At 63.6% G+C, this 15103-nt stretch carries 17 protein-coding genes and 2 pseudogenes; 9 read left to right on the top strand and 10 right to left on the bottom strand.

What is annotated here, in order from left to right; translation table 11 throughout:
- Positions 1-56 precede the first annotated feature (56 nt).
- Positions 57-365, top strand: coding sequence for a hypothetical protein (locus BMZ66_RS21590; RefSeq protein WP_143080337.1), 309 nt, complete (start codon positions 57-59; stop codon positions 363-365).
- A 524-nt stretch (positions 366-889) separates the two neighbouring features.
- Here the strand turns inward: BMZ66_RS21590 and BMZ66_RS21585 are convergent.
- Positions 890-1351 carry a hypothetical protein gene (locus BMZ66_RS21585; RefSeq protein ID WP_234795202.1) on the bottom strand — a complete coding sequence of 154 codons (462 nt, stop codon included), beginning with the start codon at positions 1349-1351 and terminating at the stop codon, positions 890-892.
- 1324 nt (positions 1352-2675) lie between these two features.
- Between BMZ66_RS21585 and BMZ66_RS21580 the strand changes: the two genes are divergently transcribed.
- The 5 genes from BMZ66_RS21580 to BMZ66_RS21560 all read left to right on the top strand — a co-directional run bounded on the left by BMZ66_RS21580 (position 2676) and on the right by BMZ66_RS21560 (position 5162).
- Positions 2676-3350, top strand: a complete 675-nt coding sequence (locus BMZ66_RS21580; RefSeq protein ID WP_177204847.1) for a carboxypeptidase-like regulatory domain-containing protein — start codon at positions 2676-2678, stop codon at positions 3348-3350.
- Between the two features lie 119 nt (positions 3351-3469).
- Positions 3470-3850, top strand: coding sequence for a hypothetical protein (locus tag BMZ66_RS21575; RefSeq protein ID WP_092678325.1), 381 nt, complete (start codon positions 3470-3472; stop codon positions 3848-3850).
- Positions 3851-4061: 211 nt separating this feature from the next.
- Positions 4062-4457, top strand: coding sequence for a BLUF domain-containing protein (locus BMZ66_RS21570; RefSeq protein ID WP_092678323.1), 396 nt, complete (start codon positions 4062-4064; stop codon positions 4455-4457).
- Positions 4458-4508: 51 nt separating this feature from the next.
- Positions 4509-4805: a hypothetical protein gene (locus BMZ66_RS21565; RefSeq protein WP_143080336.1), complete on the top strand. Its 297-nt coding sequence runs from the start codon at positions 4509-4511 to the stop codon at positions 4803-4805.
- A 60-nt stretch (positions 4806-4865) separates the two neighbouring features.
- Positions 4866-5162: a DUF1493 family protein gene (locus BMZ66_RS21560; protein ID WP_092678319.1), complete on the top strand. Its 297-nt coding sequence runs from the start codon at positions 4866-4868 to the stop codon at positions 5160-5162.
- 78 nt (positions 5163-5240) lie between these two features.
- On the opposite strand, the gene BMZ66_RS21555 is transcribed toward BMZ66_RS21560, so the two are convergent.
- From BMZ66_RS21555 to BMZ66_RS21535, 5 genes and pseudogenes are all read right to left on the bottom strand, one after another.
- The gene (locus BMZ66_RS21555; RefSeq protein ID WP_092678317.1) at positions 5241-5846 is read right to left on the bottom strand and encodes a hypothetical protein; all 606 of its coding nucleotides are present in this window, start codon (positions 5844-5846) and stop codon (positions 5241-5243) included.
- Between the two features lie 158 nt (positions 5847-6004).
- Positions 6005-6715 (bottom strand): imm11 family protein, encoded by a 711-nt coding sequence (locus BMZ66_RS21550; protein ID WP_092678315.1) that lies wholly within the window; start codon positions 6713-6715, stop codon positions 6005-6007.
- A gap of 160 nt (positions 6716-6875) precedes the next feature.
- A complete protein-coding gene (locus BMZ66_RS21545; RefSeq protein WP_092678313.1) occupies positions 6876-7604 on the bottom strand; it encodes a Crp/Fnr family transcriptional regulator in 729 nt (242 codons plus the stop codon).
- Positions 7605-7629: 25 nt separating this feature from the next.
- A pseudogene (locus BMZ66_RS21540) lies at positions 7630-8226 on the bottom strand (response regulator transcription factor); the annotation flags it as partial.
- On the bottom strand, positions 8204-9970 hold the full coding sequence (locus tag BMZ66_RS21535) for a sensor histidine kinase (RefSeq protein ID WP_369407611.1): 1767 nt from the start codon (positions 9968-9970) through the stop codon (positions 8204-8206). The gene BMZ66_RS21535 and the pseudogene BMZ66_RS21540, both read right to left, overlap by 23 nt.
- 182 nt (positions 9971-10152) lie before the next feature.
- Here BMZ66_RS21535 and BMZ66_RS21530 point away from each other — a divergent pair, with 182 nt between their 5' ends.
- Positions 10153-10530 carry a hypothetical protein gene (locus BMZ66_RS21530; protein WP_214607046.1) on the top strand — a complete coding sequence of 126 codons (378 nt, stop codon included), beginning with the start codon at positions 10153-10155 and terminating at the stop codon, positions 10528-10530.
- Between the two features lie 61 nt (positions 10531-10591).
- Here BMZ66_RS21530 and BMZ66_RS21525 read toward each other — a convergent pair whose 3' ends face one another.
- Complete coding sequence (locus BMZ66_RS21525) at positions 10592-11167, bottom strand: DUF4468 domain-containing protein (RefSeq protein WP_092678312.1); 576 nt, start codon at positions 11165-11167, stop codon at positions 10592-10594.
- 142 nt (positions 11168-11309) lie between these two features.
- Here BMZ66_RS21525 and BMZ66_RS21520 point away from each other — a divergent pair, with 142 nt between their 5' ends.
- Positions 11310-11762: a hypothetical protein gene (locus tag BMZ66_RS21520; protein ID WP_092678310.1), complete on the top strand. Its 453-nt coding sequence runs from the start codon at positions 11310-11312 to the stop codon at positions 11760-11762.
- Positions 11763-12021: 259 nt separating this feature from the next.
- Here BMZ66_RS21520 and BMZ66_RS21515 read toward each other — a convergent pair whose 3' ends face one another.
- Positions 12022-12996 (bottom strand): ADP-ribosylglycohydrolase family protein, encoded by a 975-nt coding sequence (locus tag BMZ66_RS21515; protein ID WP_177204846.1) that lies wholly within the window; start codon positions 12994-12996, stop codon positions 12022-12024.
- Positions 12997-13053: 57 nt separating this feature from the next.
- Positions 13054-13374 carry a DUF6678 family protein gene (locus BMZ66_RS21510; protein ID WP_092678308.1) on the bottom strand — a complete coding sequence of 107 codons (321 nt, stop codon included), beginning with the start codon at positions 13372-13374 and terminating at the stop codon, positions 13054-13056.
- 196 nt (positions 13375-13570) lie between these two features.
- On the opposite strand from BMZ66_RS21510, the gene BMZ66_RS21505 reads away from it, so the two are divergent.
- The gene (locus BMZ66_RS21505) at positions 13571-14683 is read left to right on the top strand and encodes a fatty acid desaturase family protein (protein WP_092678306.1); all 1113 of its coding nucleotides are present in this window, start codon (positions 13571-13573) and stop codon (positions 14681-14683) included.
- Between the two features lie 119 nt (positions 14684-14802).
- Here BMZ66_RS21505 and BMZ66_RS21500 read toward each other — a convergent pair.
- Positions 14803-15103, bottom strand: a pseudogene (locus tag BMZ66_RS21500) (bestrophin family protein); the annotation flags it as partial.

Genomic DNA, 15103 nt, shown 5'->3' with positions numbered 1-15103 from the left:
CAAAGTTAAGCACCAGGTCGACGGCCCGGGAGCAGGGGAAGCGCTAAGCTAGGGCCATGAGAACCGCCAGCACCGCTGGATGCGCTACTGATAAGCCGTATCGCGAAACAATGCCTTGTTTAGAAAAAGGGTCGTTTTTCAAGTACGAGTTCGAGGCGTTCACCCTGGACCTGTTGCCCGCGCTCAAGGCCGCTTTGCCGTTCGGGGCCTCGTATCGGAACCCGAAGGTGCTGACCCTGGATGACGTGGTCATTCCCCTGATCAGCGTGGACGATTTACTCGCCGACAAAGCCGTGAACGCGCGGCCGAAAGATCTGATCGACATCACACAGTTAAAAGCAATCCGACAGTTGGGCGAGGGGTAGGAAGGCATCTTTACCGTTCAAATTAAGGTGCGGTATTGTAAATACTGCACGTGCGTCTAGCTTTACCTTCTCTCGTTATGGTATGCGCCTCCGTACACTGAACTGGTTCCGGCTCTGTTACGCTCTACTCGGCGCCGTAGACCGCCGTTGAAATTGGTCAGCAGTAAAGCCAGTAATAAGCTTTCTCGTTCCTAAGTGGCGGAAAGCAAGCTCACTTCCTGTATGCCATTCATAGTAAGCAGGAATTGAGCAAGTGAAAACTTCTCATTCCCAAAGGGTTTGTTAATCGGTCGCAAGCTAGTTTAATTGCTGGCATCAAAGCAGGTCATGAGGTTAAAGGCAACAATGTGTTTCCTTGGTCTGACAAGCACACCGCTTCAAGAGCTTAAGTGTTTAGCAAAACAGCCACCCGGGCGTAATGCAATGTGCCTTGCTGCCCCCGCCACTCCAAAGCGGGAACAAGGTTTTAGCGCCTCCTTGCAGGAGTATTAGCCCCCGCTGCTCAGTGGGCGGGACCGGCGGGACTAGACGACCGCGGCCACGTGGGTGCGCAAAACCTCGCGAGCCAGGGCGAGGTTGGCATCGCGCTTGCTCACCATCAAGTGGATAAAGTAGCGGTTGCCGGGCAGCAGCCGCAGCACGTGCCACTGGGAGTTAAGCGTAATCAGGATGTCTTCGATGCTTTCCGAACCCGCGAGGCCCAGCACGTGCAGAGCCTGTTGCTGCTGCTTGATCACCTCGGCATTGTACGCGGCGGCTCGGGCCGGATTGGTTTTGCCAGGGAGGTGGCGCGTCGCCAGCAGCTCGCCCGATTTCAGGTGAATGACGGACACCGCCAGCGAGTCGGGCAATTCCGTGGCCACGGCCGTCAGCAGCTGGCCAAACTGTGCCTTGGGACCGGCACCCAGCGAAGAAGCGTAGGTGATTTTCAGAGCGTCGGCAGGAGCGCCTCCGGTGAGAAGGCGGCGGAGAAAGGGGAGTTTCATGTCGAGCGGGTACGGGCTGCCGGTGGCGGTGGCCGGCGATAAACCGGATTGTGTGGGAAGAAAGGGGCTGGTTTCACGCTCGGCCAGTGGGACGACGGAACAACGTGCCGGCGCGTGGTGTGGAGACGGCGCTACAACCGCCCGCCGGGAGTAAAAGTTAGCGCGGGGTGCCCGGGGGCTGCCCTTCCGGGGCCGGCGCCCCCTCCTTCGCCCGGGTGGCCCTACCAGGTATCGCCAAACCGGGTGGAAAATCCGAACCGGGTGGAAAATACGGAAAGACGTCAGCCAATAGCAGGTGCCACGGGGGAGGGGGGGAAGAAGCAAGTCTTCGCACGGGTTGGCGTTGGTGGACATTTCTCCGCTTGTCATCTCGACCTCGCTGCCGCCGGGGGTGCCCTGCTTGGTGCCAGGAATCAATAACGCAACTGCCGATTCCTGGCACCAAGCGGGCCCCAGCCCCGGCCTAGACGAAGACCCGCCTGACAACTGCGGGCGACGCCGCACCGTGGGGTGATTTTTTTTCGCCGAGCGAAGCGGCTTCGTCGGACTGCGGAATGCCAGGGCGTGGTGGCCCCAGGGCCTTCCCCGCAACACCTTGGACCCCGGCCTAATCCCGAAATGGGAAACGCTACTTCATCGGTTGCCTGGTTGCACCGCACCAGGAGTCGTTGCGCGGGAGATCGCTGGCTACTGCACGGGCTTACGGATTCACCGCCGCTTTCCGGGACTGTTTGCGTCCGCTATTTATTTATAGTGAAGCCTTTATGCGATAAGCGCAAGCGTGATAACACCCCTGGAAGGCAGGAAGGAATCAATCACATAGTAAAAATAAAAATATCATTATGACGTACTAATTACTTTTTTTGTTTAAGTTTGTATGGCTAACAATTAAACAATACCGCCGTGTCTTCGCTCTGCCATCAAGGGAACTACGTTAAAGTTTCGTTTGCAAATAATTGAAAATTAGCAATTAAAATAACGACCACCCCACGTTTTAGGTCGGACACACCCTAAGGCAATAAGTAGGATAATAGTTAGAATATAAATTAATATTTATTTAAATCAAACAACGCACCAACCTATCCTCTTTTGGCAGCCCCCTTTTCCCACAATGGGACTGTGTGAATCATTCTTTCCGCTCCTGCTAAGCCGCTCACTTCCCTTCGCGGATGCCTTGCCCACGGATCGGTTCGAGCCCTTTGGACCAGCGCAACGGGCCTGGCAAGACCCGCCCGGGGGCGCTGACAGTGCCGGGCCACCGGGCCAGCCGGGAGCATTCAATTTGATCGACTTGTTTCCATTTTTAACCCCTAACTTTTTTCCCATGTCGCTTACCGCTTACCCTTTTGACACGACCACGGGTGAATTGCTGCCCGTCTACCGCGACGCGTACCTCCGCGGCGACCTGTCACAGGCTCACACTGCCCTCGTGGACGCCCACCTGGCAAAGCACGCCGCGGCGGGCACCGACACCTGGCAGCGGTTCCACGCCATGGCGCACACCGGCGAGCAGGTGCAGGCCGTGGGCTGGATGCAGCGCCAGATGACGCGGGTGCGCACCTCGCCCCAGCGCGTGCGCCGCCAGGCGGCCTCGTTGGCGGCCTTCGCCGCCCTCGTTGGCGGCGCGGTCTTTGCGAACACGGCGCCCGCTGCCCCCGCCGCGGAAGCGCCCGTGGCCGCGCCCACCGAAGCGGCCGGGCTGCTGCGCTTGACCACCGTACGCGGCCGAATCCTCGACGAAAACGGCCGCCCGCTCATCGGGGCCACGGTGCTCGACAAGGCCTCGCGCCGGGGCGTCAGCACCAACGCCAACGGCGAATACGCCCTGCTGGTGCCGGCTGGCCGGGCCACCACGCTGGCCTACGGCTACGGCGGCTATCTGGACGACGAACTTAAAGTCGACGGAGCCCGCGTGGAAAACGTGACCCTCGTGCCCAATTACGAAGCGCCCGCCAAGCCGGCCCGCCAGGCCACGCGCTGGTTCGCCTTCCTTCGCTAACGCGCCACCGGCCGGGTGGCCGCGCTTTACGCCCCCCTCACCAAGCGCTCGCCCCCGGCTTGTTTAGCACCGAACGACTTTACAATTTTCTTACAAATCACTGTATTTCAAGTAGTTAAATGGCTTACTCCACCAATTCCCCTGCCGGCCAAGCCGTGCAAAACATAATCAACGACTTGCCCCAGCTGATCGCCGTGGCCATCGTCGAAGTCAGTTCGGGCATGTGCCTGGCGTCCCACTCGAACTCGCCGGCGCTCAACCCCGAAACGGCCGCGGCTTACAACACGGAAGTGGTGAAGCAAAAGCAGAAGGCCATGTCGGCGCTCAAACTCACCGGCGAGAAAATCGATGACATCCTCATCAGCCTCACCAACCAGCTGCACCTGATCAACCTGCTCGACGACGGCAAAAAGTTTATTTACCTGGCCGTGAATTCGCGCGACACCAACTTGGCCATCGCCCGGGATGTGCTCCGCCAGCAGTCCGACCTGCTGAAGTAACCCCGCGCCAGCGCGCCCGTTCGCGGACCCGGCGGAAGCCGGCGTGGCCCGGCGGGAACGCCTGCCAGCCGGCTGCGCGGCCGGGCCGTTCCTGCCGGGCCACGCCGGCTTCCGCCGGGTCACCACGTGGCCCGGCGGAAGCCGGCGTGGCGCATTCGCCCGTCCCCCCGCCGTCCGCGGGCAGGGTCACTCTCTGATTCTTTCGCCTGCCATGCACTCTCTTGTCTACACCAGCCGCCTGCTGCACCCCTTCTCCGACGCCGAGGTGCCCGGCATGCTGGACCGGTGGCGCCGCCGCAACGAGCGCGGGAACATTACCGGCGTGCTCCTCTACAACGACGGCGCCGTCCTGCAGGTGCTGGAGGGCTCAAGGGCGGCGGTTCAGGACTTATTTGCCGCCATTGCCGCCGATGTACGCCACTGCGCGGTGGTGAGGCTCGGCGACGGCCCCGTGCCCGGCCGCGCCTTCGCCGATTGGTCGCTGCGCTTTCACGCCGTGGACGCCGCCGACTTTGCGCGCTGCCTGCAGCACTGGAAAACGGGTTCGCCCCGCGCCCAGCAGCTGGCCCCGTTGCTGGCGGGGTTCCTGGCCAGCGAGCCATGGTAGGCCGGCCGCCGCGGCGCTTGGCCGGGTGCGCGCCTGACCACGCCACCAGCCGTGCTGGCAGCAACCGGTTCGTTGCTGCTTAGGTCACTCGGGTGGTCGGTGTTCTGGCTCTACGGCCTGCCACTCGACGGCGTGGTCAATCAAGCGTGGCATACGCGTGACGTCCGGGTTCGCGCCATGAAGTACCCGCCCCGGTATGGCATTGACTTACTCATCGACGATTCTCACGGGGTACGCATCGAAGGTGAACGACATGGATTTCGCACGCTGGTTGTGGACCCGACCGGCCCGGAATGGACGGAGAAAGTCAAAGCACACATCCTGCTGCTGGCAGAAAATGCAGCATGAGCAAGGCTTAAGTAAGTTCATCCAAATGGTCGGAAAGGCGAAAGGGGCCTTTCTTTGAGGATGGAAACAGCACAAGCCGTCCTGGCGTTTATCCAAGAGGCCACCGGCACCCAGGACTTGCCCCTCACCCCGGCCACGAGCTTTGAAGAAGACTTGGGGGTTACGGGCGACGACGCCGTGCGCTTGCTGCAGGACCTGGCCGCACGCTACCACGTGGACTTGGCTCACTTACGCTGGGACAAGTACTTTCACCCGGAGCCCTCCTTGGGCGTGAGGTATCGGGCGGTAGCCCCCTTTACCGTCGGCGACATCCTGCGGGCGGTTGAACACGGAGGTTTTGGGCCCGCGCATTCCTAGGTCATCGCAGCCAGCATACACGCAGGGGCTCGGCCTGCCCCGGTTCACGAAAAGGGTGGTTCAAGCAATGAAGGGGAACTACTGCAGTCGATAGCCAATGCCGACGCCGTAAATGGCGCTTTGTCCGGCTTTATTCAGGTCCGCAAACTTGACCTTTCCACTTACCAGGAGCTGGTCGGTCAGCGCGTATTCGTATTCTACCAGCACATTAAAGCCGTAGTTCAAGGCCTTTTCCTGCCGCCATTTGAGTTGCACGTCGGTCACCTCCCCCGAGGCCACATTGACCGTGTAGCGGCCCCCATCCAACAACTCATCCTGCCGGTACCAGAGCGAGGGACCGGCGCCCAGCCGCAGGGCATGGCGGGCCTGTTTTAACAAGTCGAAGGCCAGCGTGACGTCCGCCGAAACCCGCTCCCGGCGCTTGCCATACACGTAATAATGGTTGGTGTTGGCCAAGTACCGCTTGTTGGACACGCTCAGGTAGCCCAGGTTGGCCCCCACGACCAGCCGGTCGTGGCGAAAATGGCGGCTGTAATTGAGCAAGCACCGGTTGCCGATGGCATCCGGGGCGTCCAAGCCGACGCGTTCAAACCCCACGCCGAAGGAGTGCCGGTGGGTGGGGGTCTGGGCGTGCGCGCCGAAACCGAGCAGCAGGCCAAACAACAGGGAAAGAGTAGTTTTCATCAAGCACGGAATACCCACCATAGCTGGTCTAAAAGGCTACAAGATGAGAACCGGCAGACGAGCTTCCTACACTGCAGATTTACTATTCCTCCCTAATGCCATGCCTGCAGCGTATTTCGCCAAATCCACGTTCAGGAAAACGGTCGGAAAGCTTTGCTTTAAGCGACCACTGCCACCGAGCCGGTTTCACCTGGAAAGACGACGTTCGTTAGCCCCGCTTGCTCGACGGCCTCCCGCAGCCGCTCCGACATAAAAAGGGGCCCCACCCGGCACTGAAAGAAATCCAAGCCGGGGTCAAACCGGTCACTCAGGACGAGTGATCCAACCCCTGGAATCTTATGCGTCGTGTCCCGAAAAGCCTCGAAGGCCTGCTGGTCGGGCAAGGCCAGGTCTTGCCACCGCGGCGCGGCTGGCAAGCCCCGGTTGAGCCGAAAGCGGGAGCGGGCAAAGTCGATGGCGTCATAGCCCAAATAGGGGCAGTAGAACAAGGTGTACTCCCCGCTCACGAACGCGCCGGTCGGGTCGTAGAGGAGCACGTCAAACCAATGGTGGGGGCCGAGGTGATGGCGGGCGAACACCTCCCGGGCCCGCCCGCTGAGCAGGAACGGACAGCCCATGTAGAAGCCGTCGAATAGCAACAAGTCGGTCTGTTTGGCCCGGGGGCGGAGCTGCGCGTACTCAAGTTGAAAAGGCCTCGGAGGGGTGCGGTCGGTGCGCTGCCAGTAGGTGCGGAAGTCGAAGAAGCGCTCCATCTCGGCGCCGGTGGTCGGGTCGGAAAACCGGTCAAACCGGATGGTCACCTGCGCGAGTCCGTCCCGTACGCCGATTACCGTGGGCTCTGGGCTGGTCGTAAAACTGTGGTAGATCATCAAAGCTAAACTTTTCTACTTTGGGGTAAGAACACCTGTTTACCAAAACGGTCGGAATGGCGGAGTGTCGCCGGGCCGCGAGGCGTAGGCAAACCTTCCGGCATCGGGCAAGCCCATCGGGTGGATGCTCTGCGAAGGCTCCACTGGTGGCGGGCGGCCGCTACCAGCTGTCGCGGCGCAGCCGCAGCCGTTCGGGTTGCTGCACCCGCACAAAGTCGCTGGTGGCCTCCACCAGGCCGTCCTGCCGCAGCTCCCGCAGCGCGCGGCCCAGCGTTTCGGGCGAGGTGCCGAGCAGGGCGGCCAGGTCGTCGGGCGAGAGGCGGATGAGCGCATCGGCGGGCGTCAGGCCGCGCTGTTGTTCGTGCAGGTGCAGCAGGGTGTCGGCCAGGGGCCGGCGCAGGGCCCGGCCGTCGGCCTCGGCCGCGGGGGCGGCCGGCGCCGGGGCGCGGCCCACCAGCAGGCGCACAAACCGCCGGCTCACGGCCGGGTCGCGCAGCAGCAACTGCGTGAAGTCGGCGGCCGGCACGGAGAGCAGCAGCGTGTCTTCGGTGGCCGTGGCCGTGTCGGGGTGCGCGGCCCCGGCCAGCAGGGCCCGGTAGCCAAAAAATGCCCCCGCCGGGTAGCGGCCCGTAACCAACTCCTCGCCCGTGGCCGTCACCTGGCTGGTGTGCACCTGGCCGGTGTGCACGAAGTACAGCCGCGTGGCCGCGTCGCCGGCGGCGTACACGCGCTGCTGGCCCGGCACGGGGCGGGGCTGCCGGTCGTCCGAGAGGCCGGCCAGGTTGCCGGCCTGCGCGGCGTCCTGCAAAACCAGGTGCAGGCCGTCGGCGTGCAGGTTGTAAACGAAAGGTCGGGTGCGCGGCCCCGGCCAGCAGGGCCCGGTAGCCAAAAAATGCCCCCGCCGGGTAGCGGCCCGTAACCAGCTCCTCGCCCGTGGCCGTCACCTGGCTGGTGTGCACCTGGCCGGTGTGGACGAAGTACAGGCGCGTGGCCGCGTCGCCGGCGGCGTACACGCGCTGCTGGCCCGGCACGGGGCGGGGCTGCCGGTCGTCCGAGAGGCCGGCGAGGTTGCCGGCCTGCGCGGCGTCCTGCAAAAACAGGTGCAGGCCGTCGGCGTGCAGGTTGTAGTCGGCCTTGAGGTGCGCGAAGCGCCGGAGCCGCCCGGCCACGGCGCTGAGCAGCTCGTCGGGGTCGAAGGGCTTGGTCAGGTAGTCGTCGGCGCCCAGCTCCATGCCCTGGCGGCGGTCCAGCCGTTCGGTTTTGGCGGTGAGGAAGATGAACGGGATGCCCACCAGCGGCGGGGCCTGGTTGAAGTGGCGCAGCACGCCGTAGCCGTCGAGCACGGGCATCATGATGTCGCACACCACCAGGTCGGGCGGGTTCGCCAGGGCCAGGTCCACGCCGAGCTGGCCGTTTTCGGCGGTGCGCACGGCGTAGCCGGCCAGCTCCAGCAGCTCGGCCGTGTTCTCGCGGATGAAGGCGTTGTCCTCAATCAGCAGGATGGTTTTCATAGGGAATGGTGAGGGTGACGGTGGTGCCCACGGCCAGGGTGCTGCGCAGGGCGATGGTGCCGCGCAGCAGCTCCACGTACTTGGCCATGATGTACAGGCCCAGGCCGGTGCCGGGCACGTTGGTGACGTTGCGGGCCCGGAAAAACCGCTCGAACAGGTGCGCCTGGTCCTCTTCGGAAATGCCCACGCCCTGGTCCTCGACCACCAGCGTGAGCTGGCCGGCGGCGCAGGCGGCCCGCACCGTCACCACCGAATTATCGCCCGAATACTTCAGGGCGTTGGAGAGCAGGTTGACCAGGATTTTGCGCAGCAGCGAGGGGTCGAGCCACACGGGTTCGGCGGCGGGGGCGTCCTGCACGATGGTCTGGCCCGGCTTGAGCAGGCCCTGCAGGTCGGCCACGGTGTCGGCCAGCAGGGCGGGTATGCGCAGGGCGGCCGGATAGGCCACCACCTTGCCTTCCTCGATGCGGCCCACCGAGAGGAACTCTTCCAGGATGTCGTTGAGGTGGGCCACCGACTGGCGGATGCGGTCGAGGTGGCGCCGGCGCTGGGGCTGCTGCTCGCCGGCCGGGTACCGCTCCACCAGCGCGGCCGAGGTGAGCACGGCCGTGAGCGGGGTGCGGAACTCGTGCGAGGCCATGCTCACGAAGCGCGACTTGAGCTCGCCCAGCTCCTGCTCGGCGGCCAGGGCTTTGGCCAGGTCGGCCCGGTGGCGCTCCAGCTCCTCGAGGGTGCGCTGCAGGGCCTGGGTGCGGTCGGTCACCTTTTGCTCCAGGTCGGCGTTGAGGCGCTCCACGCGCTGGCGCTCGGCCAGCAGGTCCCGGGTGGCGTTGACCTGCAAGGTGATGTCCTGCACGTACGACACGGCGTAGAGCTCGTCGTCGAGGTGGAAGTAGCTCAGGCTTACCGCGACCGGAAACACCGTGCCGTCGCGCCGCAGGCCCTCCAGGTTGCGGTGGTGGGCGCTCATGCTGCGCACCTGCGGGGCGGCGTTGAAGGACGCGCGCAGCTGCACGTGCCGGCGTCCGGCGGCGTTGGGCACCAGCACCTCGATGCGCTGCCCGGTGAGCGCGTCGGGTGCGTAGCCAAACTGCTGGTGCGCCATTTGGTTGGCCGACACGATGGTGCCGGCCGCACTGCACACCAGGATGCCAATGGTGGCGTTGGCAAACACGGCCTCGTAGCGGCGCACGCTCTGGGCCAGCGCGTGCTCGGCCTGCCGCAGCCGGCTGCGGCGGGCGATGCGCACGAGGAAAAACGGGGCGTCGTCCACCTGGAAAGGGGTCAGCTCGATGCGGGCGGGGAAGGCCTCGCCCCCGGGCGGCACAATTTCCGTCTCCACGTCGGCCCGGCCGTGGTGGCGGGCGCGGGCCTGCAGCGCGGCCCAGTCAGCCGGCGGCAGGGCGGGGGTGCGCAGCGCCCGGTCCGGCTCGGCCAGCAGCGCCGGCTCCGAGGCGTAGCCCAGCAGCTGCACCCCGGCCGGGTTCACGCGCGTGAACCAGCCCGCCGCCGCGTCGTAGATGCCCACGAAGTCCGCCGCCTGGGCAATGAAAAGGTCGGCGAGGACGCGTGCGAAAGGGTCGGTGGGCATGGGCAAGCGGGCGGAAACCGCTGGGCCAAAGAACGGGGCGCGGCCCACAAAGCTCGGCAATAATTTCTTGGGCGTACGGCGGGCCGGTTCAGGCCGCGGCGTCGGCCGCACGCGCGGCCCGTGTTGGCCGGGGTGCTGCACTAGCGCGGCCACATCATTCTGGGTGGAGCCCCCTTGATCCGGTTGGCACTGCTGCTGCTGGCAAATTTTATCAACAACCCGTGAGCCAGGGTCCTTGCTCGCCAGGTTTAGTGAAACGGTTGTGCCGTACACGCGCTCCGTTCAAAGTAAGGAGGGTTAGAGTTCGTTTACCTTTCGGCTGAACTACGCTATGAATGACTTTTATGCAGTGGGAAGCCATAACACTCGAAGCCGTCTACGATCACATTCTGGCGGCCGAAGAAAAGATGCAGGGGGAACTGTGGCGGTTCTGGCAAATGATTCAAATCTTCCCCGAAAAGTGGCAGCAAACGCCCTATGGCGACGAAGGAGGCGGGTTCTGGGTCGTGGCCGTGGTGGGCAAGCGCATCATCTGGTACAACGACATTGAAGAAGGTTTTAACCTCTCGGCTTATGAACAGTACGGCACCTTCCGCGACTATTGGTGCAACCAAGACGAGCTGGTGTGGCCTGTGCAAGCCTTGCTCACCGAAATCAAAATGGGTGGGGGCGGTTACGGACAAGCGGGACCACCCCAAAACATTGATGAGTGAGCGCCCATAAGGCTGGGTAACTAGCAGTTCAATGAAACGGTCCGAATCGCAAAACGAGGCTTCAAAAAACCGGCTTGGCTAATGCCGCCCGCAAACTCGCGAGTAGGGCGGCGCTTTGCTGTTCCATTGCCCCCAGCACGCTACGGGCGTGGGCGGTCGGGTGGCCTTGGGCATCGTAGTACCGCCGGTTGCTCCGGTCCAGGTACTGTTCGGCGGGCGTTAGTTTTAATTGCGCGTCGGTCGGCAGGGTCCACGTGGCGGACGCCACGTACGGCTGCACGAGAAACCCGGTCATCTCGCACCGGACTGCGCCCGGCTGCACGGTTATACGCAGCTCCCGCCACAGCGTGGCCTGAAAGGAGCCCGGCGCGGCCCGTAGCAGGAAGGGCATCCCGGCGTTGGCGCTTAACACGCCATTGACGGCATCGGTGACCGGCGGCACGTGGGTGTTGGGCGCCTCCACCGTGGCCAGCCACTGGAACGCCCGGTCGTAGAGCTGCGCTTGGGTCGCCTCCGGCACCCGGAGCAGGGCGGCGTACGTAATCTTCCCGCGGGCGCTGTCGATGGGCGGCGACGGGAACTGCGCCGCGGCCGGTAGGGCCAGCAGCAAGCCAACGGCAAGAAGCAGTCGTTTCATAGGGCAGCGAAGCTACGAGAAAGCCCCGACCGGGGAGTGCCAGGGCGCCCTGCACTATTTGACGGGTTCATAAAAAGGGTCAGAAAGGCAAAACGAGGGTTTCTTTACGTGGACACTACCTGCCGTTCTACGTCGCCCCTCGATGGTTCTTTTCCGCTTTACGTTGACGTTTTATGGAGAGGCGTTTGCGCCCGAACCCTTTGTGGCGGAATTGGAAGCCCTGGGGGCCGTCGTGGACTGGTGTGCGGAACGCAACGAACAGGTATCGACCCCCTATCTGGAAGTTTTGCCCGCCCTTCTCTTTTCGACGCAGTTCAACGCGGACAACCACCTGCAGTGGTTCATTGCGGTGTTGGACGCCCACTACCCCGCCCTTCGGGCCGCGGGAGTGGAACAAAGCGTGCTGTTTACGGACGTGTACTACGAAGGGGGCCAATGCAACATGGAGCTGTTCAATCCGACCTTCTATGCCTGCGCTGCCCGCTGTGAGCTGGCGACCCCGCTCAGCGCGTACCACATCCCGCAGAAGGCCTGGAACCAGCTGGAGCGAGAATGCCGGGACGCATACGCCGAGCCGAACGAACTGACACCTTAAAACGGCATGGCGCAGTTCACGAAAAGGGTCGTGGCTGTTGCAGAACCCACTAAACGGCCAACCAACCGCATGGGCGAGTACCTAAACGTGTGTAGTAGGGCCTATTCTAGCTTGATTAGGCTCGATGAGCTATCACGTTGAACGGTTGGACCGAGTTCTGCCACCGCCACCACCGCTTTCCTATTGAAGAACAAGTCCAATACAGCCTTGGTATACGTTTAGCGCCTTTCTGCTATCAGAAGGCCACAACAGGCCTATCCTAAGCCCCCGCCAGACGTGCCGCTAACTCTTCGATGTCGGCCCGACGGGCCAGCACTTCCAGCCACTCGGCCGGAATGGCGGCCTCGCCATACGCCAGCCCAGCCAAGCCGCCCGCGACGGCGCCGGTGGTGTCGGTGTCGTCGCCCAGGTTCACGGCGGCCAGCACGGTGGCGGCGTAGGTGTCGTGTTCCAGCAGGCACCACAGGGCCGCCTCCAAGGTGTCGACGACGTAGCCGGAGGAGGAGATGGCGCTTTCCGGTTGGTCAGGCAAGGTTCCGGAAAGCACCCGCTGTCGGTAATGCTTGGCCTCCACAACCGCTGGAATGCTGCCCCTTTCCAACCAGGGATTCGCTAGTTGGCGCATCTGTAAAAAAGCAGCGGCGGGGGAGCGGCCCATCAGCAAGCCCCGCGCCACCAGCAGGTACAGAAAACAGCCCAGGGTGGAGCGCGGGTGCCCGTGCGTGACGCTGGCCACGGCTTCCGTGAGCGCCCAGGCCGCGTGCAAATCCAGGTTTTCAGCGCGCCAGATTTCATGAAAAGCCAGGGGGAGAATGCGCATGAGCGCCCCGTTGCCGTTGTCGGACTCTGCGCGTGGACCGGCGGCCGTGGGCGCAATTCCGCGTTGCAGGCGAGCGATGGCCGTGCTGGTGGCGTTGCCCACGTCAAAGGTTTCGCCCGTCGCGGTCCAGTACGCGTGATACCGCCAGTTGATGCTGCGCCGGGCAAAGTCGGCCAAATCGGGCGCGGCCGTGCGGCCAGCGGGGCGGGCCAGGGTTTCGGCCAGGCAGAAGGTGAGCGAAGAGTCATCGGACCAGGTGCCGGCGGGCTGGCGGTGGGTACCGAAAGCGCGCATCCCGGTCACGGGGTCCTGGCGGCGGGCGACACGGGACAAAAACTCCACGGGGACGCCAAGGGCGTCGCCCACGGCCAAGCCCAGCAGGGCAGCACGAATAGCAGCAGAATGATTGGGCATTGGGAAAGGCTAGTATCGGGATGGTTAACAGGGAAAAACAAAACGAGCGTTTTAACCTCACAGGGCTATTCTGATTAGCCCTTCGACTATTTGCATGGCGACCCCGTAGCGTTGCAGCTGCTGGAAAATGGCGGGGGTATGGTCAATGTGCTTGGGCGGCACGAGCCGACCGATGTGCCATATTTCCACGGGGTCGAGTTCAATCCATTCTATCTCGCGCTTCGGGACAGGCCCGTAGGAAGAGGCTTCGATGTACCCTGGAACCGGCAGGATAAACCAGCGGGCCCAAGCCGAAGGCGCATCCTGATTCCGTAGCTTGGCCCGCGTGGCAATGGGGAAGTCGGCGGTCAGCTTATCAATCACTTCTTCAACTTTCATAACGCTTCACCCCCGAAGAGCCCTTGTTGCAGACAACATGCGGTGGTGCTTAAAGGTAGAGGGTAGTTCAGTAAAAGGGTCGGAAAAATCAAACGAGCCGTTTTCTTAGTTGTTCATCGCTAGGCTGCCGCTAGGTCTGAATCGCGACCCACCGGTGTCCGCGCTTGGTGCCCCTCCTTACGACCCTACCCTGCCTATGGCTACCCCCCTGAAGTTTTCCGCCGCCCACGGCGCGCCCTTTTATGCCACGCTGCGCCAGCGCGTCGACGCCTATTTCCAGGCCCAGCAGCTGTCGCGCCACGCCAACGGGGCCATGTGGGCCAAAACGGTCCTCTTCCTGGCCAGCTTCCTCGCCCTCTACGTGCTCCTCCTATGGGGCCCTTTTACCGGGGGCGCGCGCCTAGTGCTCGCCGGCCTGCTGGGCGCGTGCAATGCCTTTATTGGCTTTAACATTTGCCACGACGCCATGCACGGCGCGTTCTCCGCCAACCAGCGGGTCAACCGGGCCTTTAGCCTGCTGTTCAACCTGCTGGGCGCCAACCCCTACGTCTGGACCCTCACCCACAACGTGGTGCACCACACCTACACCAACATTCCCGGGCACGACGAGGACATCGAAGTGGCGCCGGGCCTGATTCGCTTGTCGCCCGCGGACCCGTGGCGCCCGTGGCAGCGCTACCAGCACCTCTACGCCTTCCCCCTCTACGGGCTGGCGTCCCTCTCCTGGGTCTTTCGCAAGGACTACGTGAAGTTCTTCCAACCCCAAATCGGGCAGCACGCCGCCCGTCACCCCCGCCGCGAGTACTTCAACCTGTTCTTCTACAAAGCCCTGTACTACGCCCTCTTCATTGCGGTGCCCGTGCTCGTGCTCCCGTGGGCGCAGGCCCTGCTCGCTTTTTTGGTGTTGCATGCGGTCGAGGGCGTGGTGATGGGGTTGGTCTTTCAGTTGGCGCACGCGGTGGAGGGCACGGCGTTCCCCGCCGCCGAGGCCAGCGGCACGATGCCAGAAGCCTGGGCCGTGCACCAGCTGCGGACCACGGCCAACTTCGCGCCCCGGAGCGGCGTGGCGAGTTTTCTCTGCGGGGGGCTCAACCGGCAAATTGAGCACCACCTGTTTCCCCGCGTCTGCCACATTCACTACCCGGCCCTGGCCCCCATCGTGCGGCAAACGGCGCAGGAATTTGGGCTGCCCTACCTGGAAAATCCCTCGTTTGGCGCGGCGTTGCGCTCGCATTACCGCCTGTTGCGCCGCCTGGGCCGGCCGCAGCTGGTGGCCCAAGCGGCGCGCCTCCCGACGCTTCGCCCGTAGTTCCCGCGCCAGAAGGAAGGCGTACCCGCCCGCGCAATCCCGGGCGAAGGTGGTCTACGCAAACGGTCGGATTCGTACAAGGCAACCAACGGCGTGGGCCACCCCCTGATCGGGGGGCCTTACATCAAATAAAACGCCTCGGCGGGCAGCGGCGCGGGCACGGTGTCTTCGTCGAGCAAGTGGCGCAGGTTGATTTCCACGGTGCGGGCGATGGCCGTGACGGGCGTGTCGGTGGGCAGGTTGCTGAAGGGGTCCTGCATGTAGCGGGCGGTGCGCTCGACCAGGAAGAAGGTGACGGCGAACATGAGCAGAATGGGCAGTTCCACCAGGCCGTTGATTTCGACCAGGCTCAGCGACAACGTCCCCAGAAACAGGTAGATCAGAAAATGCACCAGCCGCCGGTAGTTGGTGGGGAACACC

This window comes from Hymenobacter arizonensis, from assembly GCF_900115775.1.
Taxonomy (GTDB): Bacteria; Bacteroidota; Bacteroidia; order Cytophagales; family Hymenobacteraceae; genus Hymenobacter; species Hymenobacter arizonensis.
Note: the sequence above shows the minus strand (reverse complement) of the source record. Positions and strands in the feature narration are given on the sequence as shown.